Source organism: Streptosporangium sp. NPDC051022 (assembly GCF_040683035.1).
Taxonomy (GTDB): Bacteria; Actinomycetota; Actinomycetes; order Streptosporangiales; family Streptosporangiaceae; genus Streptosporangium.
The window spans coordinates 388,207-411,054 of record NZ_JBFBCF010000001.1; the positions used below are offsets into that span (position 1 = coordinate 388,207).

Sequence of the window (22,848 nt, forward strand, 5' to 3'; positions counted from 1 at the left end):
CGCGTGTCGCGTGCCCCGCCCGGGCCCGGCCCGTCAGGCGTCCCTCGTTCTGCGCAGGGTCTCCGACGGCGACTCGCCGTACATCGACCGGTACAGCGAGGAGAACCGGCCGTGGTTGTAGAAGCCCCACGCGGCGGCCACGTCGGCGACCGTCACCGAGTCCGAACTCGGGTGCAGCAACTCCTCCCGGGCCGCGCGCAGCCGTACGTCCCGCAGGTAGTGCGAGGGGGTGCAGTCCAGGTTGTGCAGGAACTGGAGCTGCAGTGTCCGCGCGCTCACCCCGGCCGCCCCGGTCAGGTCGGTCAACGTCGGGAGGGTCTGCGCGTGCTCGTGGATGTAGTCGAGCGCGCGGCGCAGCGCGTCCGGTCGTGCGCTGTCGGCCTGCCGGAGCAACTGCTGGTGCGGCCCGGAGGCGGCGATCAGCAGGTTCGTCAGGATCATCGATTCCAGCTGCCTGCGTGACCCGGGGTTCTGGGCGAGGATGCCGTCCTCGTCCCACTCGGCGCGCACGAACTCGATGCAGCGCAGCAGCCCCCTGCCCGCGCTGGAACGCAGGTTCATCACCAGGTCGAACTCGATGGGCCCGGTGATCGGCGTGCGGGAGAGGGCGGCGAGGTGGCCCTCGATGTCGGCACGCGGGATCTTCAACGCGAACTGGGCCGTGTCGGCGGCCCAGTCGATGATCTGCGCGCGGTGCGGCAGCAGGATGGCCGCGCCTTCCATCCCCGTGGTCGTGCCCCTCTTGCCGTCCTCACGGGTGACCCGGCTGTCACCGGCCAGGGCGATGTTGATGTGGTACCAGCGATCGCTGGGCGGGAGGGTGATCCTCACCTCGCTGCCGTAGGTGAGATAGCCGAGGGTCAGCCCGCCGTTCTGGACCGCGTTGAGCCGCGCGTCCAGGGCGGAGCGGTCCACCGGCTCGAGCGTGTGCGGTTCGTAGACATCGGCGACGACCTGCTGGGCGAGGGCGACGTCGCCGGTACGGAGCCGTCCGTGCTGCCGGAGCGGTTCCTCTGAGACTGTCGATCGGGACACGGGCATGGGGGACCTCCCACGCTGACCAGCGTTTTCTTACGAGTGAGGTGGTCGTTGTCCAGAGTATTCACCGGGCGCCGCCCGCGTTCCACGGCGACGACCGGTCGAGGTGCTCCACGTCGGCGTGGCCGGCCTCCTGGCGGACCCGGTCGCTGATCCGCAGGAGCTCCGCGGCCACCGCCTCCAGGCCTCCGCCCGCGACGCGCGCCGTGGGCAACGCGACCACGAGTGCGGCGTGGTAGCCGTCGACGACGCCGACCGAGGCGCCGATCGCGGTCACTCCGGGCTCGCTCTCGTCGTAGTTGCCGCCGAAGCGATCACGGCGGACGGCCTCCAGCTCACGATGCAGGGCGGTCAGGCCGGGGAGCTTCGCGTCCGTGGCGGGGACCCGCCCGTCCGTGTACAGCGCGTCGATCTCGCCCGGTCCGAGGTCGGCGAGCATCGCCTTGCCGCCCGACGTCCGGTCCGCGGGCATCCGTGCCCCGACGCGCAGTCCCACGCGGAGCGACCTGGTGCTCTCGATCCCGTCCAGGAAGAGCACCTCGGAGCCCAACCGCACCATGAGGTGGACCGTCTCGCCCACCGCGTCGAAGAGCATCTGGAGGAAGGGGCGTATCCGGTCGGGCAGGGCCTGCACGTCGCCGGTGCGCAGTCGCAGCAGAGCCGGGCCCCGCAGGTACACCCGCCTGTCGCCCTGGATGGCGTACTCCCGGTGGCACAGCGTGGAGAGCAGGCGATGCGCCGAGGACGGCGCGACGCCCAGCTCCCGTGCCGCCTCGGTCACGGTCAGCCTGCCACGCTCGGTCAGAAGTGTCAGCAGGGCCAGCGCGCGGTCCGCGGCCTCAACGAGATAAGGCGGATCATTCTGCTGCACAGAAAGATAGTAGGACACATTTCTGTTGAGCGGAATACATCGGTGACAGTGGCTCTCGTGTCGAGACAGGCCGGGGCAGGGCGAGTCGTCGTCCACACCGACGCGGACGGCCGCGATCCGGCCCGACACGCGACCGGTCAGGCTGCCGCGGAGGCGCCGCCGCGCGGGAGATCGGGGTTGGCTCGGCCGTACGTCTGGTGTTTGAGCCTTTTGGTGTGGTTGACGTGCCCTTCAACGGGGCCCGAGTCGTAGGGCCGGGTGAGCCCGGCGGTGACGGCGTCTTGGTCTCGGCGTAGCCCGGTAACGAAGGCGTGCGGCTCAGGCGGATCGTCGCTGAGTACCGCGGTGATCCAGCTCTCCGGATTCCGGCCTTGGCGGTGCGCCGTCATCTCGCGAACGGGCACCTCGCCGGCGGTCGACCTCGCTCTGTGGGAGCCCGCAGGTGAGAGTCCCGGGCCACCCGGCGAGCGACACCCGGCCCTGCGCGGCTCGGCGCCGGCCGACGTCCTCGGACACCGGGGCCGCCTTGCCGGGGCATTGACATCTGATATATTAGAGTTTACGTTGCACATGCAAGGAGAGGGGCAGGCATGGGTCAGAGTCGAGTTGTCGTCATCGGCGGCGGTAACGCCGGCTTGTGTAGCGCGTTGGCCGCCCTCGACGGTGGGGCCGAGGTGACAGTGCTCGAAGCCGCCCCGGAGCCCGAGCGTGGCGGGAACTCCGGATTCACCGCGGGGGCCATGCGCTTCGCCTACGACGGCAGGGAGGAGATCCTCCAGCTCGTCCCCGACCTGTCGGAAGAGCAGCTCGCGAAGACCGACTTCGGCAGTTACTCGAAGAACCAGTTCTTCGACGACATGGCCCGGGTCACGCAGTACCGCTGCGACCCCGACCTGGTCGATCTGCTCGTGACGCGCAGCTTCGACACGTTGAAGTGGATGAGCGACAAGGGAGTGCGGTTCCTGCCGATCTACGGCCGCCAGGCGTTCCAGGTGGACGGGAAGTTCACCTTCTGGGGCGGCCTGACGCTGGAGGTCAACGGAGGCGGTCCCGGGCTCGTCGACTCGCTGTTCGACGCGTTCGAGTCGGCGGGCGGCAAGGTGTTCTACGGCCACCGCGCCATCGGCCTCACCGAGGACGGCGGCAGGGTGACCGGCGTCGTGGTCCGGGCCGGCGGGGAGATCCGGACGATCTCCGCTGACGCCGTCGTGCTGGCCTGCGGTGGATTCCAGGCCAACACGGAGTGGCGCACCCGCTACCTGGGACCGGGATGGGAGTTCGCCAAGGTCCGCGGCACCCAGTTCGACGTGGGCGACGGACATCGCATGGCGATGGAGATCGGCGCCATGTCGTGGGGCAACTGGTCGGGCTGCCACGCGGTGGGCTGGGACAGCAACGCGCCCGCGTTCGGTGACCGCGTGGTCGGTGACGGGTTCCAGAAGCACAGCTATCCCTTCGGAATCATCGTCAACAGCCGCGGTGAGCGGTTCGTCGATGAAGGCGCGGATTTCCGGAACTACACCTACGCGAAGTACGGCCAGGAGGTCCTGCGGCAGCCGGGGCAGATCGCCTGGCAGGTTTTCGACAGCAAGGTGACCCACCTGCTGCGCGACGAGTACCGGATCCGGCAGGTCACGAAGGTCGTGGCGCCGACCCTGGAGGAACTCGTCCGGCGGATGGAGGGCATCGACGCGGAGCAGTTCCTGCGGACGGTCCGCGAGTACAACGCGGCGGTCGACCAATCGGTCCCGTTCAACCCCAACGTCAAGGACGGGCGGGGCGCCTCCGGACTGGCGGTGCCGAAGTCGAACTGGGCCAACACGCTCGATTCGCCACCGTACGAGGCCTACGCGGTGACGTGTGGAATCACGTTCACCTTCGGCGGCCTGAAGATCGACACGTCGGCGCGCGTGCTCGACGTCACCGGGGAGCCCATTCCCGGGCTGTACGCGTGCGGGGAGATCGTCGGCGGGATCTTCTACTTCAACTACCCGGGGGGCAGCGGGCTCACGGCGGGCTCGGTGTTCGGGCGGATCGCAGGGTCAGCGGCCTCGGGCGCGCTCGGCCGCTCCGCCACGTCGTCAGTGAGCGCGTGAGGTGGCTGTGCCGGGCGGAGTGATCGTTACTGGTGCGGGTGGGGGCATCGGAGCCGCGGTGGCCAAGTGCGTCGCCGCCGCGGGCTACGGCGTCGTCGTAAGCGATCTGGGGGTGTCCGTCGACGGCCACGACCCGGACCGGCAGGTGGCGGATTCCGTGGTCGAGGTGATCCGGGCCCGGGGCGGCCGCGCCGTGGCCCACCAGCACGACGTCGTTTCGTTCGACGCGGCGGCCGACCTGGTCCGGTGCGCGGTCGAGGAGTTCGGCTCGCTCGACGGCCTTGTCACCTGCCACGGCATCCTGCGCGAGCGCATGATCTTCAACATGACGGAGGACGAGTGGGACTCGGTCATCGCCGTGCATCTCAAGGGCACGTTCAACTGCGTGCGCTTCGCCACGGAGCAGATGCGCCGCCAGCGCGGCGGAAGCATCGTGCTGCTGAGCTCGGCGGCGGGCCTGGAGGGCAGCCCCGCGCAGGCCAACTACGCGGCGGCCAAGGCGGGCGTCGTGGGCCTCGCCCAGAGCACGGCGCTGGCGATGGGACGCTACGGCGTCAACGTCAACTGCGTCGTCCCCTCCGCGGCGACGCGCATGACCTCGCGGCTCAGCGAACGGATGCAGGCCAGCAGGCCCGACGCCGAGCGACAGGGCCCCGAGCTGGTCGCCGAGCTCATACGCGCGCTGCTCGACCCGGCCAACCGCCACATCACCGGGCAGACCTTCACAGCGGCCGGTCGCCGGCTCGCCCGGTGGGCGCCTCCTCAGGAACAGGAGAGCGTGCGCCTCGCTGACGAGTTCACATACTCCGACGTGACCGGCGCGGTCCGGCAGCGGCTCGGAGCCACGCCGCTTCGCCGGTTCGCGGCGCTCGGGCTGCCGACGCCGGCCGCGTCCGACCACCAGACCACGGACATCCTCGGAGTGGGAGACGGAACATGAATGCTCGGTCGACAGCGAGCTCCCCGCACGATCCGCACGATCCGGCCGCCATCCGGAACGGGCTCGCGTGCTCCGCCACGTACGCCGGGGAGATGTCGCGGTGAGCGGGCGCAGCGTGCCGCTGGAGATCGGCACCGCTGTGGGAGCGGCGGACGAGCACCACGTGCAGGTGCGCGGACTGGATCTCGTCGACGACCTGATCGGCGAGCTGACCTACACCGAGGTCGCGCTGCTCGCGGTGACCGGCCGCAGGCCGACCCCCGCCGAGGCCAAGGTGGTCGACGCGGTGCTGGTGAGCCTGCTCGACCACGGGCTGACGCCCAGCGCGCTCGCCGCGCGACTGACGTTCTGGGCCGCTCCGGAGGCGATCCAGGGTGCCGTCACGGCCGGTCTGCTCGGCGCGGGAAGCGTGCTGCTCGGTTCGATGGAGGGCTGTGGGCGCCTGCTCACGGACATCGCCGGCCAAGTCGCCGCCGGTGCCGTAGCCCGCGACGTGGTGGACACGCGGCTGCGCGCCATCGTGGACGCGGGCGAGCGGATCCCCGGCCTCGGCCACAGCCTGCACCGCGACGGTGACCCGCGCGCCGGGAAGCTGCTCGGCGTCGCGCGCGACCAGAAGGTCGCGGCGCAGCACGTCGAGCACCTCGAACTCGTCGTCGAGCGGGCCGCCGCGCTCACCGGCAAGGCGCTCCCGCTCAACGCGACGGGCGCCGCCGCCGCGCTGCTGCTCGAAGTGGGTGTGCCCTGGCGGCTGCACCGCGGTTTCGCCCTGATGAGCCGTACGGCCGGCCTGGTCGCGCACGTCGGTGAGGAGCTCGAATCGCCCATCGCCCCCGCGGTGCGCGCCGCGCTGCGGGCCGCGAGCCGCATCGAACCGGAGGTGTGAGCGGTGTCGGAGGCCGTGGAGTCGCAGCCGGAGCCGGGGTGGGAGATCTTCGTCTGCGACGAGTGGCGGGCGCGGGTGCTACAGGAGATCACAGGCCTGCACGGCCCGCCGTACGCCGACGGTTACGTGCCCTGCCTCGCGTTGCTGCCCCCGACGTTCCTGGTGGCCCATCGGACCGACCCGGCGGCCATGGGCGTCCCGGACGCACCGGTCCGGCTCAACGCCGGCAACTGGTGCCGGTGGGAGGCGTCCGTGATGCCGGGTGAGATCCTGGAGCGGCGCACGGTGATCGAGTCGGTCACCACGAAGCCGGGTCGAGACAGCGATCTGACGTTCTACCAGCTCGCGACGACGTACCGGCGCCGCATGACGCGCGACGTGGTGGCGCGCACGTCCACGACGACGATCCGCACGGGCGCCCGGCAGGGGCGCGGCGGGTCCGGGCATCACACGGAGCCGCCCGCCGACGCCGTGCCGGTCATCGAGGTCGTCCCGAGCAGCCGCGAGGTCGTGCGGTACGCCGCGGCCACCGACGACTTCTACGAAGTGCACTACGACCACGCGTTCGCGCGGGCGAGGGGTTTGCCGGGGACGATCACCCACGGCCTGCTCAAGCTCGCCTACCTGGCGCGTGCCGCCGTGCAGTGGGGCGGTCACGGGACGTTCGTGCGGGAGCTGAGCGCCTCCTACCGGGGGATGGACCGGGTCGGCGCGCCGTTTCGCGTGCTCGCCCGGGCGGACGACGACGCCGGGGACGGGCCCTCGCGTCGTCTCACGCTGTACGGCGTCTCCGCTGACGGCGCGGTCAGCACCGTCGGCCGTGCGGTGATCGAGAGAAGCGAAGGAGAGGACGGGCAGTGGTTGAGCTGACGGTGCAGACGGTACGCGGACCGGTCGCGGTGTCCGAACTCGGGCGCGTGCTGCCGCACGAGCACGTGGCGTGCGACCTGTTCCGAGTGACACGACAGATGGGTCTCGCCGCGTTGAACGACCCGGACGAGGCGGTCCGGGACCTGAAGGTCTTCAAGGAGCTCGGCGGCGGCTCCGTCGTGGAGGCCACCAGCGGCGGGCTCGGCCGTAAGCCCGGCGTGCTCCGGTCGGTGTCCGAACGCGCCGGCGTGCACATCGTCATGGGCTGCGGGTGGTACCGGGAGCCCTACTACGAAGACGACATGAACAAGGTGAGCACGGCCGAGCTGACCGACCGCCTGCTGATCGACATCTTCGAGGGCGAGGACGGCGTGCGGCCGGGAGTGATCGGCGAGATCGGCGCCGACCGCGAGTGGGTGTCCGGGGTCGAGGAGCGGGTGCTGCGCGCCGCCGCCCGCGCCCAGCAGGAGACCGGGCTCGGGCTGATCCTGCACGCGGTCAAGAGCGAGGTCGGCGCCTGGCAGCTCGACGTGCTCGAGGACGAGGGCTGTGACCTGAGCCGGGTCGCGGTCGGCCACTGCGACACGTATCCGGACGTCGACTACCACGAGCGGCTGGCTGAGCGCGGCGCGATGGTGATGTACGACGGCAACGGCCCGGGTGACCCGCTGCTCCAGGAGCAGCGGGTCGCGAACGCGGTCGAGCTGATCCGCCGCGGATGGGCCAAGAGCCTGCTGCTGTCCCACGACGTCTGCGTGCTGGGAATGCGCGAGCGCCGCGGGGGGCCGGGCTACTCGTACGTGCTGCGGCAGGTCGGCCCCGACCTGATCGCGGCCGGGGTTCCCAAGGATGTCGTGGAGACGATCTTCCGCGAGAACCCGCTGCAACTGCTCGCCGGGCACCGCCCGGGCGACAACTGAGGAACGCCTTTTCTCCCGGTTCGAACGTTCGGGGACGACCGCTGCCGGATGCATTGGCGTCTGTTCTGTCAAGTTCCGAGAAAAGTGTGAGGATGCAATGAACGACAGGACCGATCGGACGATGAATCGACGCCGCCTGCTCGCCGGGGTGGCGGGGGCCGGTGTCGTCGCGTTCACCCCGTCGGCCGCGTTCGCGGCGGGGGAGCGGGCGCGCGGCCCGAAGCCGGGCGGGCGCGAGACCGTGTTGCCCGCGCAGACGTCGTGGGACCCGGTGCCCGCGATGACCGGCAGGAAGCAGGTGCAGATCCCCGACGTACGGCTGGCGGTCTGGGACACCGGCGACGGAGGCAAGGGCCCGGGCAAGGGCCAGGCCGTGGTGCTCATGCACCCGCACACCGGGAACGGCGGCTCGTGGGGCTACCAGCAGGCCGCGTTCGCCGCCGCGGGCTACCGGGTGATCAGCTACTCACGGCGGGGATATCACGGGTCGGAGGCCGGGCCGGCGGAGCGGCCCGGCACGGTCGTCGGGGACCTGGTGGCGCTGATGGACGCGCTCGGCGTCGGAAAGTTCCACCTGGTCGGCCTGGCCGCGGGCGCGTTCGCGGCGTTCGACGCCGGCCTGTCGGTCCCGGACCGGCTGCTGAGCTGCACGGTGGGCTCGACGCTGGCGGGGATCCAGGAGCCATCGTGGAACCAGGGCACCACGGCGATCCTGCCGGAGGGCTGGTTCGCGCTGCCCGAGACGTTCCGCGAGCTCGGGCCGTCCTACCGGGCCGCGAGGCCGCAGGCGATGACGACGTGGATCGAGCACGTGCAGCTGCCGGTCACGACCGTGCAGCAGCCTCCGCAGAACACGCTGATGTGGCCGGCGATCGAGTCGATCAGGACGCCGATGCTCCTCCTCACCGGCGACTGTGACCTGTACCTCCCGCCGACGCGCCTGCGCGAGATGGCGGGCCATGTCCGGAACGCCGAGGTGGCGATCTTCAGCGAGGCGGGACACGCCCCGCACTGGGAGTCCTACCGCGAGTTCAACGCGACGGTGCTGTCGTTCCTCGGCAAGCACCGGCGGTAGGCCATGGGAACAGCAGGCATCGGGGCCGAAGAGCTCGTGGATCTGAGAATCGCGGGTCACGTCGCGACCGTGACGCTCGACCGGCCCGACGTGCTCAACGCGGTCAACACGCCGATGTACCGGTGCCTGCTCGCGGTCTTCGCGAAGATCGAGGATGGGGCGGACGTCCGGTGCGTCGTGGTGCGCGGGCGGGGCAGAGCCTTCAGCGTCGGCGCGGATCGGACCGAACGCGCCACGATGACGGTCGACGACCTGCGGCGAAGGCGCAGGCTCGTGCCCCGGGTGTTCTCGGCGATGTATCACTGCTCGCGCCCCGTGATCGCACAGGTGCACGGCTACGCGCTGGGCGGTGGTCTCGAGCTGGCGCTCAGCTGCGACCTCGTGGTCGCCGCCGAGGACGCCGTCATGGGGCTCGTCGAGACGACCCTCGGCAGCATGCCGGCGGGCGGCGGCACGCAGCTGCTCCCGCGGCTCGTGGGCGTCCCCAGGGCGAAGGAGCTGATCTTCACCGGCCGCCGGTTCACCGGCGCCGAGGCCCGGCAGTGGGGGCTGGTGAACCACGCGGTGCCCGCCGCCGACCTCGAGGCCACGGTGGACGCGCTCGCCGTCGAGATCAGCGCGGCGGCACCGCTGGCGGTCGCGCAGGCCAAGCGCGCCATCGACCTGTCCAGCCGGCTGGAGATCGATAGCGGGGTTGAACTGGAGGCCGAGCTGTACGAGCGGCTCCTCACGAGCATGGACCGGCTCGAAGGGCTGGCCGCGGCGCGTGAGGGCCGACCGGCGCGCTTCCGCGGCCAATGACAAGGCCGGTAACGAGGCCGATGACAAGGCCAGTGACGAGGCCGGTGACGAAAGGAATGCACAGTGATCGAAAGGTTGGGATGCGCCATCGGCGGGCTGGCCGACCCGGAACACCCGGGGGACGTCACCGCGATGGTGCGGGCGCTCGAGGGCGCGGGCTACGAGTCGGCGTGGTCCTACGAGGCGTTCGGCGCTGACTGCTTCACGCCGCTGGCCTGGTGGGGCTCGCACACGCGCACGATGCGGCTCGGCACCGACATCGCCCAGATGGCGGCGCGTCCCCCGACGGGGATGGCGATGGCCGCGATGAGCCTCGACCAGCTGTCCGAAGGGCGGGCCGTGATCGGGCTCGGGCTCTCCGGCCCGCAGGTCGTCGAAGGGTGGTACGGGATGCCCTTCGAACGCCCGCTGGGCTGGACCCGGGAGTACGTCGCGATCATGCGCGCGGCCATCGCCGGGGAGCGCGTCGCGTACGAGGGCAAGACGTACCGGCTTCCGGCGGAGGGAGGATCGGGGCTGGGCCGCCCGATCCGCTCCACGCTGCGTGGCGGCCGTACCGACATCCCGATCTACCTGGGCGCGGAGGGGCCGAAGAACATCTCGTTGGCGGCCGAGATCGCCGACGGCTGGCTGCCGACGAACTTCTCGCCCAGCGCGGACGACTGGTACCGGGAGCGGCTGGAGCTGGGCTTCGCCCGCCGACCCGGCGGCCGGCCGGAGAACTTCGAGATCGCGCCCGCGGTGTCGGTGGCGTTCGGCCCGGACCTGGAGTCCGCCGCTGACCGGATCCGCCCGTTCATCGCCTACCAGATCGGGGCGAACGGGGCGGCGAACATGAACTTCCACCTCAACGCCGTCGCGCGGCTCGGGTTCGAGGAGCCCTGCCGCGAGATCCAGGCCAAGTTCCTCGAACGGGACCGCGAAGGCATGGTGGCCGCGGTGCCGACCGAGATGGTCGAGGCGGTCGCGCTGGTCGGGCCGCCGGAGAAGATCCGGGCCGACCTGGAGACGAAGTGGAACGCATGCGTCGCGACGAGCCTGATCGCCCGGGCGGGCTTCGGCGACCTGCTCCAGCTGGCCGAGGTGTTCCGCACAACCACGGGTGCCGCGCAACGGCAGCCCGCCTGATTCGTACGACCGGTTTGGTCGGTGAGGAGTTCGCAAATGGTGATTAGGTACGAGCACTGGATCAACGGCGGGCCGGCGCCGTCGGCGGGTGAAGAGCGGCTCACGTCGACCAGGCCCGGTACGGACGAGGTCGTGTGCGAGATCCCGTTGGGTGTCCGGGAGGACGCCGACCGGGCGGTGGCCGCTGCGAACGCCGCCTTCGCCGGGTGGGCGGCGGAGAAACCGATCCGCCGCGGCCGGGTCCTGATGGGCATCGCGGCGGGGTTGCGGCGCGAGCGGCAGCGGCTCGCCGAGCTGGAGGCCGCCGAGACCGGCAAGCCGCTGCGGCAGGCGGACGTCGAGATCAGGGGCGCGGCGGCGTTCTTCGAGTTCTACGCGGGCCTGGTCAACGTGCCGGCGGGGGAGATCCTCGATCTCGGCGACGGCTACCACGGATACACGCGGCACGAGCCGTTCGGCGTGGTCGGGGTCATCACCCCGTGGAACGTCCCGCTCAACCAGGCGGCCAGGGCGGTGGCGCCGGCGCTGGCGGTCGGCAACGCCGTGGTCTGCAAGCCGTCGGAGTTCACGTCGGCGACCACGCTGGAGCTCGGGCGGATCGCCGCCGAGGCCGGGCTGCCGCCGGGGGTGCTCAATGTGGTGACCGGTATGGGCGACGTCGTGGGCAGCGCGATCGTCGAGCACCCGCATGTCCGGAAGGTCGCGTTCACGGGTTCGGTGCGCGCCGGCCGCATAGTCGGCCGGGCCGCCGCCGAGAAGATCATCCCTGTCACGCTCGAGCTGGGCGGGAAGTCGCCGAACATCGTGTTCGCCGACGCCGACCTCGACGCCGCCGTCGCCGGCGCGACGAGGGCGTTCGTCGGGAACGCCGGGCAGGTCTGCTCGAACGGCACCCGCCTGCTGCTGGCCCGCGAGATCCACGACGCGTTCGTAGCGCGGCTGGCCGAACGCGTGCGGACGGTGAAACCGGGCGAGGACTACGGGTCGCAGACGACGAAGGCCCAGTTCGAGAAGGTGTTGTCCTACTTCGAAGTCGCGCGCCAGGAGGGCGCCACGCTGGTCACGGGCGGGCGGGCCACCGGCGACGGGTGGTTGATCGAACCGACGATCTACACCGGGGTGACGAACGAGATGCGGATCGCTCAAGAGGAGATCTTCGGCCCGGTCCTGGTGGTCATCCCGTTCGACGACGAGGACGACGCCGTCGCCAAGGCCAACGACTCCGACTACGGTCTCGCGGCGGGCCTCTGGACGGCGGATCTCGGCCGGGCCCACCGCGTCGCGGCCGCCCTGCAGGTGGGACAGGTCTACGTCAACGAGTGGACGGCCGGGCTGATCGAGGGCCCGTTCGGCGGCTACAAGAACAGCGGCCACGGCAGGGAGAAGGGTGTCGAGGCGCTACGGCACTACACCCAGTCGAAGTTCGTGTCGGTCCGGATCGGGAAGAGCGCGAGTGGTGGGTAGGCGCGGCCACCACTCGTGACATGCACGGCCGGCCGGGCCGACGACCCCCGGTGAACGACCCCCGGCGAACGAGGGCAGGCGGCGGGGCATCGCGAACGAGGGACATCGGGGGCCCGCCCGGCCTGATGCGGGCCTACATCGAGGTCGAAGACGAGCGCTTTCGGGGCCCGCGCTTCGACCGGGACGTCCCGCGCCGGCCCGCCGCCAGCTGAGTGATCGACGGCGTGTCGCTGTCGGTCGCCGGCATCAGCGCCTCGACCTTCGAGGTCGAACGCGCCTTGTGGGCCTGCATCGCGTCGTACGCCGCCTGCGGGTCGCCGTCGGCGATCGCTTCGGCGACCGCGCGGTGTCCCGTGACGGATTCGGCGAGACTGCCGGGCTGGCTGAGGTTGCGGAACCGCAGCAGGCGCACGCGGCCGTCGAGAACGCCGAGCGCGTCGCGCAACCCGCCGCTCCCGGCCATCGTCAGCATCTCCTCGTGCCTTTCCTCGATCATGCGGACATACGTGGGGACGTCCCCGGCCTCGGCCGCCCGCTCCAGATCGGTCACCGACCGCAGCAGAGCGCTCCGCTGCTCCACGGTGCCGCGTACGGCGGCCCACGCGGCCATCATGGGTTCCAGCGCGGTCTTGATCTGGTAGACGTCGCTGATCTCCTGCGGGCTGATCTCCCGGACGAAGACGCCGACGCGCGGGGCGATGGTGACCAGACCCTCCACGCTCAACTGCTGCAGAGCGTCACGCACCGGTGTCCGGGACACGCCGAACCGCTCGGCGAGGTCATCGGTCGAGATCCGCTCACCGGAGGCCATCGTGCCGTTGTAGATCAGCGCGCGGATCTCCTCGGCGACCACATCCTTGGCCGAGAGGATCCGGACCTGTGAATCCAACGATTTCACCTACTCCATTAGCGCTGATGTGCAGAACCCCTGACGTAATCGTAGCCGCACGACAGGGCCGGCCAATGGCGATTGGAGCGGCATCTCGAGCGGTGCTGGGATGCTGATCCTTGACATGTAGTACATCAGCGCTCACACTTGAGTTCGTGCGAACTTCCCTGAGACTCCGTGTTCTCTCGGCGAAGGACGTCGTCATCGAAGAGATCCGCGCGCTGATCCACAACGGCACGGTGACCTCCGGTGAGCGGATCTCGACCGACGAACTCGCCGAGCGGTTCGGCGTGTCCCGGACACCGGTGCGTGACGCTCTGCAGCAGTTGAGCGTGGAGGGTCTCGTCACCATCACCCCGCGCGTCGGTGTCTTCGTCCGGGAGATCAGCCCGCAGGAGATCACCGACGTCTACCAGATCAAGACCGCGCTGGAACCCATGATGGCCGCGTGGGCCGCCGTACGCGGCACCCCGGAACAACGTGCCGCGTTTCGCGGGGCCTTCGACGAGCTCGAACGGCTGGCTCGCTCCAACAACGTCCAGGAATATGTGCGGGCGCTGGAGGAACGCCGCGAAGCCCTGCTCGCGATGGCCCGGAGCGACGGGTTGCGGGACTCGTTCGCGGTGCTCGACGGGCGCGTGCGCCTGCTGCGGTTCCGCAACCTCAGCCAGCCCGGCAGGCTCACCGAGTCCGCGGCCCAGCACCGTTCCATCGCGGAGGCAATCGAGGCCGGTGACTCCGACGCCGCCTACATCGCCATGCGGAACCACATGCTGGACGCCACCGCACGGGTGCGCCTTCTCGTGGTGACGGCGCAGCCGAACGGCGACCCGGCGCCCACCGCCCACTCAAAGTTGTCGAAACGCACGGAAGGTAACAGATGATCAACAAGGTCGTGGAGTCGGCGGCCGAGGCCGTTGCCGACATCGAAAGCGGCGCCATGATCGCCTTCGGCGGCTTCGTCGGAGTGCCCGGTGTCCCGAGCACGCTGATCAAGGCAATCGCCGAGCGCGACCTGCGCGACCTGACGATCATCGCGTGCGAGTCCGGCCGCGGCCGCGCCGGTGCGCAGTCGTACGGGGCCGGCGGCGGCGACCAGCCGTACATCCCGGAGCCGGAGGACGGCGTCTACCCCGTCGGATACCTCGCCGAGCTCGGCCAGGTGCGCAAGGCGATCACCACCTTCTCGTCGCTCAACAACCCGAACTTCGACGGGCCGTTGGAGGCGGGCGTCCGGCGGGGCGACGTGGAGATCGAGCTGATCGGGCAGGGCAGCCTGTGCGAGCGGCTGCGCTGCGGGCGCGCGGGTCTCGGCGGCGTTTACACCCCGGTCGGCGTGGGCACGAAGATCGGCGCGGGCAAGGACATCCGTCATTTCGACGGCGTGCCGCACATTCTCGAGACGGCGCTCCGCCCCGATTTCGCCATCATCTCCGCATACCAGGCCGACCGGTTCGGCAACCTCATCTACCGGCACGGCGCCCGGACGACGAACCCCGTCGTGGCCGGCAGCGGCAAGGTGACGATCGTGGAGGTCGAGGAGGTCGTCGACTATCTGGACCCGCAGCACATCGTCACCCCCAGTCCGTACGTGGACCGGATCGTACTGAGCGACAGGCGCCTCATGGTGAGGTGACCAACGGTCCAGCGAGTTCCAGGACCGAGGCGGTCGGGCGGCCTCGGGTGAATCCATCCTCGGGAAAGGAGTTCGGGGGACACCGCGCCCGAACCCCCGGCCAGGCTATGACGCCAGCTCAACACCCCTCCGCGCCATCCCTGAGCAGGGTCGGAATCGCGCGACGCATCTCACAGGACTTCCGTGAGGGAGACGTCATCAACCTGGGCGTCGGCGTTCCCATGCTGTGCAGCCTCTTCATCGAGGACGAGGACGACATCTTCCTGCACAGCGAGCACGGCGTCCTCGGGCACGGCAGGACGGCCCGCACCCAGGACGAGGTCGACCCGTCGCTGGCCACGGCGGGCCGGCAGCCGATCATCCCCCGTCCCGGGATGGTCGTCATGGATCACGCGGAGTCCTTCGCCCTGATCCGGGGCGGCCACCTCGACGCGACGATCCTGGGAGCGTTCCAGGTGAGCGTGCAGGGCGACCTCGCCAACTTCTGGCTGCCCGGGGCGGTGGCGGGAGCGATCGGCGGTGCCCAGGACCTCGCGTTCTGCGCCCGGCGGGTGATCGTCGCCATGCAGCTGCTGCCGCGCCCGCGGCGGTTCGTCAATCGGCTCGACCTGGAGATGACCGCGCCGCGGTGCGTCGACCGGCTGGTCACCGACATCGGCGTGATCGACCTGGAGGACGGCAGGGCGATCGTACGCGAGCTCGTGCCCGGCTGGAGCCTCGAGGACGCCCAGCGGCTCACCGAGGTGGAGCTCGTGGCCGCGCCGGAGGGCATCGCCGAGGTGACGCTCAAGAGCGACAGGGATGACCTGTGGAACGCGGCATAGCGGCCGGCCGGACCGTCGAGACCGTGCGCGGCCCGGTCTCGGCGTCGGAACTGGGGCGGATCCTGCCGCACGAACACGTGGTCTGCGACCTCATCAAGGACCGGCCGCGGCCCGATCCCACCCTGGACGAGTCCGAGGACGCCATACCCGACCTCAAGGAGTTCAAGGCGGCGGGCGGCAGCACGATCATCGACTGCACGAACAACGGCCTGGGGAGGAACCCGGGTCTGCTGCGTTCGGTGTCGGAGCAGACCGGCGTGCACATCGTGATGGGCTGCGGCTGGTACCGCGAGTCCTTCTACGAGGAGGACATGAACAAGGTCAGCGTCGCGGAGCTGACCGAGGTCCTGCTCGAGGACATCAGGACCGGGGTGCACGGCATCCGGCCGGGCGTGATCGGGGAGATCGGGGCCGACCACGGCTACCTGTCCGCGGCCGAGGAGCGGGTGCTGCGCGCCGCGGCCAGAGCTCAGAAGGAGACCGGTCTCGGGCTCGTCCTGCACGCGGTGAAGAGCGACGTCGGCAGATGGCAGCTCGACGTGCTCGAGGAGGAGGGCTGCGACCTGCGGCGGGTCGCCGTGGCCCACTGCGACATGTATCCCTACCTCGACTACCACGAGCTGCTCGCGAAACGCGGCGCGCTGGTGAGCTACGACCGCAACGGCCCCCGCAACCCCCACCAGCAGGAACGGCGCATCCGCAACATGGTGGAGTTCATCCGCCGGGGCTGGGCGTCGCATCTGTTGATCTCCCATGACGTGTGCATTCCGGGGGATCGCGGCAGTGCGGGCGGCCCCGGATACGCGTACGCGCTGAAGCAGGTCGTGCCCGATCTGCGGAAGGCCGGGGTGCCCGATGAAGTCGTCGAATCCATCATGGTGGACAACCCCGTGCGCCTTCTCGTCGGCTCCTGACCGCGCCGATCCATCCGATTCCCGATTCCAGCCATGTCCCATCGACGTCAGGAGAAAGCGAGTGGCTGACAACGCCGAAGTAGTGCTGTGCCGGACCGACGGCCGGGTGCGCGTCATCATCCTCAACCGTCCCCAGGTCCGCAATGCGCTGAACAGCGAGATGATGCGGCGCTTCCACCAGGCGGTGGACGACGCCGTCGCCGACCCGGATGTGGGCGCGATCGTCGTCACCGGCAACGGCCCCGCGTTCTCGTCGGGCGCCGACCTCAAGGAGGCCGGGACGGGCCCCCGGCCGGACGAGCTGTGGGACCGGTACGCGCAGGCGATCGACAACGACCGGATCTACGAGCGGTTGTCGCGGGTGCCGAAGCCGGTGATCGCCGCGGTCAACGGGTTCGCCGTGGGCGGCGGTTGCGCGCTCGCGGTGTCGTGCGACGTCGTCATCGCGGCCGACACGGCGCGGTTCGGCTATCCCGAGACCAACCACGGGATCGCCCCGGTCACGGTGGCGGTCGGCCTGAGCCGCGTGGTCGGGCGCCTCCAGGCCCTCGACCTGCTGCTGTCCGGCCGGTTCGTCGACGCGGCCGAGGCCCACGCGATGGGCATGGTCACCCGGATCGTTCCCGCCGCCGACCTGATGACCGAGGCCGTCGGCTACGCGCAGGCCCTGGCGGAGAAGTCGCCGACCGCGATCCGCCTCACCAAGCGGGTCTTCCGGGCCGTCCAGGAGCTCGATTACGACCACGCTTTCGAGTACGCCCGCGACGTCAGCCTGATGACCCGCGAGGCGATGTCCGGCGGCCGCGGGGCGACGGGGTCGCCGGCCGGCCCGGGGAGCCGGGCGGCGGTCGTCCACACGACGGAATGACCATTGCGTATGTGATATTTCAGGTGTAACATTCAATACTACACCGCAAGCGGAGTCAGCCCAGCGCGGTTTCTATCACTCGGGGACGGGATCGCCGCCGTCTCGGCACGACCCGTATCAATAATTCCTTGGACTTTCGGAATCGGGTCAGTGCCCGAGACATGGGAGTGAACGATGAAGGTATGCGGGGTTCAGACCCGCCTGGTCGCCCCTGCCGCGCTCGTCGCGCTACTGGCGGCCACCGGCTGTGGTGGCAGCGGTTCGACGACACAGGAGCGGCCGACCATCCGATGGGGCGTGGCCACCGAGGGCATCACGTCGATGGACCCGGTCCGTGCCGTACAGCCGGTCGACCGCAGCCTGTCGATGATGTTGTTCGACGGCCTCGTCCGTTATCAGCCGGGTAACGCGACGGCGCCGTTCGAGCCGGGGATCGCGAAGGAGATCCCACAGCCCGCGACGCAGGACGGCAAGCAGGTCTGGACGATCGCGCTCCGCACGGGCGTGAAGTGTCCCGCCGGCCAGAAGACCCCGGCGTACGACCTGACGTCCGACGACGTGGTGTTCTCGCTGAAGCGGGCGGCCAACCCCGAGACGTCGACGTTCGCCTCGGTGTTCACCGCCTATGACACGGTCGAGGCGGTGGACGCCGGCACCGTGAAGGTGACGATGAAGCAGCCGGTGTCGCCCGCCGCGTTCCTGCCGACGATCTCGAACTGGCAGGGCGGGCTCGTGGTGTGCAAGAAGGCGGTGGAGGCCGAGGGCGAGGACTTCGGCAAGCACCCGGTGGGGCCGGGGCCGTTCAAGTTCGAGAACTGGACCCCGGGCCAGCGGATCACGTTGCTGGCGAACGACGACTACTACCTGGGCAAGCCGCTGGCCGCCGGGTGGGACATCCGCTTCATGCCGGACGACACGGCCCGGCAGGCCGCCTTGTTCGGCGGCGACCTCGACGTCGCGGCGCCCACCATGACCGGCGACAAGGGCCTCGAGGTCATCGACTCCCGGAAGGGGTTCAAGGTCGTCGAGACTCCGCTCTTCGGCACCTGGTACCTGTTGTTCAACACGAAGGTCGGCCCGACCACCAATCCGCAGGTGCGTAAGGCGCTGGCGTACGCGGTGAACCGCGCCGACTACGTGGCCTCGGCCGGGCAGCGGACCGCGAAGCCGACGCTCAGCGTGTGGGGGGCCCAGTTGCCGGGCGGGATTCCCGACTCGCACGTGCAGCAGGCCGGCCTGGCGTACGACTTCGACGTGGCGAAGGCGCGTCAGATGCTCGCGGCGGCGGGATATCCCAACGGCTTCGACGTCACCGTCACCGCGCCCAGCAGCGCGACCTCCTTCCAGATCCTTCAGGCCCAGATGAAGGAGATCGGCGTCAACGTCAAGATCAAGAGCGTGGACGTGCCCACCTGGCAGACGGCGATCATGACCGGCCAGGAGCCGCTCATGCTCACTCTCATCTCCTACCGGCCCACGCCGCAGATCCCGTACACGGATTTCTTCTACGGACCCTCGGCCGTACGGGGCGGCAAGCACCCGGCGCAGAACTTCGGCGGATACGACGGGGCCGACGCCCTGATCGAGAAGGCGGCCCAGACGTCCGACTCCGAGGAGCAGGCGCGGCTGTGGCAGGAGATCAACGACAAGATCCTCGAGGACGCCGCGGCGAAGCCGCTCTTCGTGTCCTACCAGGCGTACGGCGCGGTCTGCGGGTTCACCATGGGCGGCGTCGAGCCGCCGACCACGATTCCCGGCAACTGGCAGCCGAGTTACAAGGCCACCGTCGATGCCCGAGCGAACAACTGCTGATCCCCTGCTGTACGGAAGAGAGGTGCTGTAGTGGCCGAGGTCGAATTCCAGGTCGCGACCGATGGCGTCGGCGTCATCACGCTGAATCGGCCGGAGAAGCTCAACGCGTTCAACTTCGAGATGCACCGGCAGCTGGGGGCGGTGCTCAACAGCGACGAACTGCAGGACTGCCGGGCGGTCGTGCTGCGGGCCGAGGGCCGGGCGTTCTGCGGCGGCACCGACCTCAGCGAGCTGGGCAACCAGCTGGGGCAGAGCCGGACGCCCTCGTTCGAGGTGTCCACCGGCACCGAGCTGTCGCACAACCTCCGGTACGCACGGCCCGTGATCATCGCGGCGGTGCAGGGCTACGCGCTGGGTCTCGGGACCCTGGTGGTGAACCTCACCGACCTCGTGATCGCGAGCGAGGACGCCGTGTTCGGGCACCCGGAGGTCACGCACGGCCTCGTCCAGGGCAACGGCATCCCGCGGCTGCGCGAGGTCGTCGGCACGCGGGCGGCGATGTCGCTGCTCGTCACCGGCCGGCGCGTGCCGGCGGACGAGGCCCTGCGGATCGGCCTCGTGAACGAGGTCGTGCCCGCCGAGCGGCTCGGGGAACGGGCCATGGAGGTGGCGCGGCAGATCGCGGCGAACCCGACCTACGCGGTGCACATGGCGAAGAGGTTCTTCTACGAGTCCGCCGAGATCCCCTACGGCGCCGCCGTCCAGGCGGGCTACCGGGTCATGCGCACCGCGCAGCTGGCGAGGCGGGAGAGCGGGGCGAACTTCCAGTGGTGACCACGCCGCGGGCGGTGGTCGGGCCGGAGGGAGCACCAAGTGATCGATAAGCTCGCCTGCTCGATCTACACGCTGGGTGCCGACGCCGCCGAGGTCGCCGAGGCCGCGGGTTACGAGTCGGGGTGGACGTCGGAGTCGTACGGCACCGACTCCTTCACCCCCCTGGCCTGGTGGGGCGCCAAGACCCGGACGATGCGCCTCGGCACGGGCGTCGCGCAGATGGCGGCCCGCGCCCCGACCGCGACCGCGATGGCCGCCATGACGCTGGACCGGCTCTCCGGCGGGCGCGTGGTCGTCGGCCTGGGGTTGTCCGGCCCGCAGGTGGTCGAGGGGTGGTACGGGATGCCCTTCGAACGGCCGCTGCAGTGGACCCGCGAGTACGTCAAGATCATGCGCGACACGTTCGCACGGGAGCGGGTCGCCCACCACGGCGAGATCTACAAGCTCCCGGTGACCGGCGGAACCGGGTTGGGGCGCTCGATCCGCACGGGCATCCGGGACGCCCGCACCGACATCCCCATCTACCTGGGCGCGGAGGGGCCGAAGAACATCTCACTGGCCGCCGAGATCACCGACGGCTGGCTGCCGACGAACTTCTCCCCGGAGTTCGACCACTGGTACCGGGAACGCCTCGAGGTCGGTTTCCGCCGCCGGCCCGGGGGGCGCCCCGAGAACTTCGAGGTGGCTCCCGGCGTGTTCGTCGCGTTCGGGCCGGACGTCGAGACGGCCGCCGACGAGCTCCGGCCGGGCATCGCCTTCCAGGTCGCGGCCAACGGCGCAGAAGGCATGAACTTCCACTACAACTCCATCGCCCGGCTCGGCTTCGAGGAGCCGTGCAAGGAGATCATCGAGCGGTTCAAGGCCCGTGACCGCGAGGGCATGGCGGCCGCCGTGCCCACGGAGATGGTCGAGGCGATCGCGCTGGTCGGCCCACCCGAGAAAGTCCAGCGGGACCTCGAGACGCGGTGGCACAACTGCGTCGCCACGACGCTCATCGCGCGGACCTCCGTGCAGAACCTTCCCGTGTTCGCCCACGTGTTCGCGGCATCGCGAGCCGCCTGCGGCGCACCCGTGCCCTCACGAGCGGAGAACGGCTGATGGCGCGCTACTTCCTGAAGCTGTTCGGGCGGCTGCTGCTGACCCTGGCGGTGGTTTCCACCGCCGTCTTCTTCCTGATCCGGCTCACCCCGGGCGGTCCCGCCGTGGCCATGCTGGGCCAGGACGCGTCCCCGGACGCGGTGGCGCGGCTCAACGAGAAGCTCGGGCTCACCGACCCGCTGTTCCTGCAGTACTGGAAGTTCCTGACGCAGCTCGCCCAGGGCAGCCTCGGCGAGTCGCTCACCAACGGCCTGCCGGTGAGCGAGACGATCCTGAGTGTGCTCCCGCACACGCTCGAACTCGCCGTGGCGGGGCTCGTCATCGGCAAACTCGGCGGGATCACACTCGGCATCGTGGAAGCGGTGTGGAAGGACAGGTCGCCCGACGTCGTCGGGCGGGTCCTGTCGCTGATCGGGCTGTCCTTCCCGAGCTTCTTCGTCGCCGTGCTGCTGGTCCTGTTCATCGCGCTGCCGCTCGGTCTGCCGACCAACGGGGTCGCCCCCTTCACGGAGCTCGGCTCGAACCTGCAACGTATCCTGTTGCCCGCGCTGGCCATGGGGATCGTGAGCACCGCCTACACCTCCCGGATCACCCGCTCGCTCATGGTCGAGGTCATCGGGGAGAACCACGTCCGTACGGCGCGGGCGAAAGGGGTGCGGGAGGGCCGCGTCCTGGTACGCCACGTGCTCCAGCCCGGCTCGCTTCCGCTCGTCCCGATCGCCGGCATCTCGTTCATCACCCTGGTGGGGGACGCGGTGCTCATCGAGACGGTGTTCGCCCGCCCGGGGCTGGGCAGCCTGATGGTCAGCGCCATGCAGGCACGTGACTACACGACAGTGCAGGGCTGCATCATCGTGATCACCACGGTGATCGTCCTCGTGAACGCGGCCGTCGACGCCCTCTACCACGTCCTCGACCCCCGAACCAAGACGGTGTGAGGTCCTCCATGGATCCGACAAGCCTCCGGCCGCTCCGTATCCACAGCCCTCGGCGCCCGAGTGACGTCGAGACGACACGAATGCCGGTACGAGCATGACGACGAACGACTCGGGAGCGGTGGTGACCGCCGACGTCCCCCCGCCGGGCAAGGGCGGCTCACGATATGTCCCGCAGCCCCGGAGATGGGGACTGCGCCGGCTCAATCCGCTGCTGGTCATCGGCGGGCTGATAATCGCCTTTCTGGTGTTCGTCGCGCTCTTCCCGACCCTGTTCACCTCTCAGGACCCGGCGCACCAGGATGTGGCGGCCCAGCTGGAGCCGCCGAGTGCCGAACACTGGCTCGGCCGTGACCAGTTCGGCCGGGACATCTACGCGCGGCTGATCCACGGTACTCGAACCTCGATGATCATCGGGGTGTCGTCGGTGCTGCTGGGGATGGCCGTGGGTGTTCCGGTCGGGATGATCGCCGGCTACTTCCGGGGGAAGACCGAGCGCGTGATCATGTGGATCGTCGACGTACAGATGGCGTTCCCCGGGCTCATCCTCGCCCTGCTCTTCGTCGCCCTGTTCGGACAGGGAACCTGGAACATCACGCTGGCGATCGTGATCGGGATCGTCCCGGTGTTCGCACGGCTCGCGCACGGCCCCGCCCTGGCGTTCCGGGAGCGGGAGTTCGTGAAGAGCAGCATCGTGTTCGGCGCGCGGGCGCCGTGGATCCTGTACAAGCACATCTGGCCCAACCTGCGCAGCGAGATGGTGGTCATCGCCAGCATGACCGCGGCCGTGACGATCCGGATCGAGGCGGGCTTGAGCTTCCTCGGCCTCGGCCTGCCGCCGCCCACGGCCACGTGGGGCGGAATGCTCCGCGACGGCACCACCTACCTGCAGACGGACCCGTTGTTCTCGCTGGTGCCCGGATTGGCGATCTTCGTCGCCGCCCTGGGCTTCAACCTCCTCGGTGACGGACTGCGGGATGCGCTGGATCCCAAGAGCGCGAACAGTTGA

At 70.1% G+C, this 22,848-nt stretch carries 22 protein-coding genes; 19 read left to right on the forward strand and 3 right to left on the reverse strand.

Translation table 11 applies throughout. The annotated features are described in order from the left end of the window. Window positions 1-33 precede the first annotated feature (33 nt). Together AB0N02_RS01770 and AB0N02_RS01775 are read right to left on the reverse strand one after the other, a co-directional pair. A complete protein-coding gene (locus AB0N02_RS01770; protein WP_363941410.1) occupies window positions 34-1,035 on the reverse strand; it encodes an AraC family transcriptional regulator in 1,002 nt (333 codons plus the stop codon). 67 nt (window positions 1,036-1,102) lie between these two features. Continuing rightward, entirely contained in the window at window positions 1,103-1,909 is an 807-nt protein-coding gene (locus AB0N02_RS01775; protein ID WP_363941412.1) for an IclR family transcriptional regulator, read from the reverse strand. A 590-nt stretch (window positions 1,910-2,499) separates the two neighbouring features. Between AB0N02_RS01775 and tcuA the strand changes: the two genes are divergently transcribed. From tcuA to AB0N02_RS01820, 9 genes are all read left to right on the forward strand, one after another. Beyond that, window positions 2,500-4,005, forward strand: a complete 1,506-nt coding sequence (gene tcuA, locus AB0N02_RS01780) for an FAD-dependent tricarballylate dehydrogenase TcuA (protein ID WP_363941413.1) — start codon at window positions 2,500-2,502, stop codon at window positions 4,003-4,005. A 19-nt stretch (window positions 4,006-4,024) separates the two neighbouring features. Further along, window positions 4,025-4,945: an SDR family NAD(P)-dependent oxidoreductase gene (locus AB0N02_RS01785; RefSeq protein WP_363942483.1), complete on the forward strand. Its 921-nt coding sequence runs from the start codon at window positions 4,025-4,027 to the stop codon at window positions 4,943-4,945. Window positions 4,946-5,045: 100 nt separating this feature from the next. After that, window positions 5,046-5,831: a citryl-CoA lyase gene (locus tag AB0N02_RS01790; protein WP_363941415.1), complete on the forward strand. Its 786-nt coding sequence runs from the start codon at window positions 5,046-5,048 to the stop codon at window positions 5,829-5,831. A 3-nt stretch (window positions 5,832-5,834) separates the two neighbouring features. Further along, window positions 5,835-6,701, forward strand: a complete 867-nt coding sequence (locus AB0N02_RS01795; RefSeq protein ID WP_363941417.1) for a MaoC/PaaZ C-terminal domain-containing protein — start codon at window positions 5,835-5,837, stop codon at window positions 6,699-6,701. Next, window positions 6,689-7,621, forward strand: a complete 933-nt coding sequence (locus AB0N02_RS01800; RefSeq protein WP_363941419.1) for a hypothetical protein — start codon at window positions 6,689-6,691, stop codon at window positions 7,619-7,621. Before AB0N02_RS01795 ends, AB0N02_RS01800 begins: the two co-directional genes overlap by 13 nt. A gap of 121 nt (window positions 7,622-7,742) precedes the next feature. Then, window positions 7,743-8,696, forward strand: a complete 954-nt coding sequence (locus AB0N02_RS01805) for an alpha/beta hydrolase (protein WP_363941421.1) — start codon at window positions 7,743-7,745, stop codon at window positions 8,694-8,696. A gap of 36 nt (window positions 8,697-8,732) precedes the next feature. After that, window positions 8,733-9,497, forward strand: coding sequence for an enoyl-CoA hydratase-related protein (locus AB0N02_RS01810; RefSeq protein WP_363941423.1), 765 nt, complete (start codon window positions 8,733-8,735; stop codon window positions 9,495-9,497). Window positions 9,498-9,560: 63 nt separating this feature from the next. After that, entirely contained in the window at window positions 9,561-10,625 is a 1,065-nt protein-coding gene (locus AB0N02_RS01815; RefSeq protein WP_363941425.1) for an LLM class F420-dependent oxidoreductase, read from the forward strand. Between the two features lie 36 nt (window positions 10,626-10,661). After that, complete coding sequence (locus AB0N02_RS01820) at window positions 10,662-12,089, forward strand: aldehyde dehydrogenase family protein (protein ID WP_363941428.1); 1,428 nt, start codon at window positions 10,662-10,664, stop codon at window positions 12,087-12,089. 133 nt (window positions 12,090-12,222) lie between these two features. Here the strand turns inward: AB0N02_RS01820 and AB0N02_RS01825 are convergent, their stop codons facing one another. Beyond that, window positions 12,223-12,978, reverse strand: a complete 756-nt coding sequence (locus AB0N02_RS01825) for a GntR family transcriptional regulator (RefSeq protein WP_363941430.1) — start codon at window positions 12,976-12,978, stop codon at window positions 12,223-12,225. Window positions 12,979-13,133: 155 nt separating this feature from the next. On the opposite strand from AB0N02_RS01825, the gene AB0N02_RS01830 reads away from it, so the two are divergent. The 10 genes from AB0N02_RS01830 to AB0N02_RS01875 all read left to right on the forward strand — a co-directional run bounded on the left by AB0N02_RS01830 (window position 13,134) and on the right by AB0N02_RS01875 (window position 22,848). After that, window positions 13,134-13,862 carry a GntR family transcriptional regulator gene (locus AB0N02_RS01830; protein ID WP_363941433.1) on the forward strand — a complete coding sequence of 243 codons (729 nt, stop codon included), beginning with the start codon at window positions 13,134-13,136 and terminating at the stop codon, window positions 13,860-13,862. Next, the gene (locus AB0N02_RS01835) at window positions 13,859-14,614 is read left to right on the forward strand and encodes a 3-oxoacid CoA-transferase subunit A (RefSeq protein ID WP_363941435.1); all 756 of its coding nucleotides are present in this window, start codon (window positions 13,859-13,861) and stop codon (window positions 14,612-14,614) included. Before AB0N02_RS01830 ends, AB0N02_RS01835 begins: the two co-directional genes overlap by 4 nt. 107 nt (window positions 14,615-14,721) lie before the next feature. Continuing rightward, window positions 14,722-15,438 (forward strand): CoA-transferase, encoded by a 717-nt coding sequence (locus tag AB0N02_RS01840; protein ID WP_363941438.1) that lies wholly within the window; start codon window positions 14,722-14,724, stop codon window positions 15,436-15,438. Further along, a complete protein-coding gene (locus tag AB0N02_RS01845; RefSeq protein ID WP_363941441.1) occupies window positions 15,423-16,352 on the forward strand; it encodes a hypothetical protein in 930 nt (309 codons plus the stop codon). The genes AB0N02_RS01840 and AB0N02_RS01845 overlap by 16 nt, the downstream gene beginning before the upstream one ends. A gap of 61 nt (window positions 16,353-16,413) precedes the next feature. Next, window positions 16,414-17,220, forward strand: coding sequence for an enoyl-CoA hydratase/isomerase family protein (locus AB0N02_RS01850; protein WP_363941443.1), 807 nt, complete (start codon window positions 16,414-16,416; stop codon window positions 17,218-17,220). A 174-nt stretch (window positions 17,221-17,394) separates the two neighbouring features. Next, a complete protein-coding gene (locus AB0N02_RS01855) occupies window positions 17,395-19,032 on the forward strand; it encodes an ABC transporter substrate-binding protein (protein ID WP_363941445.1) in 1,638 nt (545 codons plus the stop codon). Window positions 19,033-19,062: 30 nt separating this feature from the next. Further along, window positions 19,063-19,806: an enoyl-CoA hydratase/isomerase family protein gene (locus AB0N02_RS01860; protein ID WP_363941448.1), complete on the forward strand. Its 744-nt coding sequence runs from the start codon at window positions 19,063-19,065 to the stop codon at window positions 19,804-19,806. A gap of 39 nt (window positions 19,807-19,845) precedes the next feature. Then, a complete protein-coding gene (locus AB0N02_RS01865) occupies window positions 19,846-20,904 on the forward strand; it encodes an LLM class F420-dependent oxidoreductase (RefSeq protein ID WP_363941451.1) in 1,059 nt (352 codons plus the stop codon). Next, window positions 20,904-21,842 carry an ABC transporter permease gene (locus tag AB0N02_RS01870; protein WP_363941453.1) on the forward strand — a complete coding sequence of 313 codons (939 nt, stop codon included), beginning with the start codon at window positions 20,904-20,906 and terminating at the stop codon, window positions 21,840-21,842. The genes AB0N02_RS01865 and AB0N02_RS01870 overlap by 1 nt, the downstream gene beginning before the upstream one ends. A 94-nt stretch (window positions 21,843-21,936) precedes the next feature. After that, window positions 21,937-22,848, forward strand: a complete 912-nt coding sequence (locus AB0N02_RS01875; RefSeq protein ID WP_363941456.1) for an ABC transporter permease — start codon at window positions 21,937-21,939, stop codon at window positions 22,846-22,848.

What these genes read in the sequence shown, in the direction of transcription:
- tcuA (WP_363941413.1), top strand. Translation starts at nt 2,500, where the DNA reads ATGGGTCAGAGTCGAGTTGTCGTCATCGGCGGCGGTAACGCCGGCTTG.
- AB0N02_RS01805 (WP_363941421.1), top strand. Translation starts at nt 7,743, where the DNA reads ATGAATCGACGCCGCCTGCTCGCCGGGGTGGCGGGGGCCGGTGTCGTC.
- AB0N02_RS01820 (WP_363941428.1), top strand. Translation starts at nt 10,662, where the DNA reads ATGGTGATTAGGTACGAGCACTGGATCAACGGCGGGCCGGCGCCGTCG.
- AB0N02_RS01835 (WP_363941435.1), top strand. Translation starts at nt 13,859, where the DNA reads ATGATCAACAAGGTCGTGGAGTCGGCGGCCGAGGCCGTTGCCGACATC.
- AB0N02_RS01840 (WP_363941438.1), top strand. Translation starts at nt 14,722, where the DNA reads ATGACGCCAGCTCAACACCCCTCCGCGCCATCCCTGAGCAGGGTCGGA.
- AB0N02_RS01855 (WP_363941445.1), top strand. Translation starts at nt 17,395, where the DNA reads ATGAAGGTATGCGGGGTTCAGACCCGCCTGGTCGCCCCTGCCGCGCTC.
- AB0N02_RS01870 (WP_363941453.1), top strand. Translation starts at nt 20,904, where the DNA reads ATGGCGCGCTACTTCCTGAAGCTGTTCGGGCGGCTGCTGCTGACCCTG.
- AB0N02_RS01875 (WP_363941456.1), top strand. Translation starts at nt 21,937, where the DNA reads ATGACGACGAACGACTCGGGAGCGGTGGTGACCGCCGACGTCCCCCCG.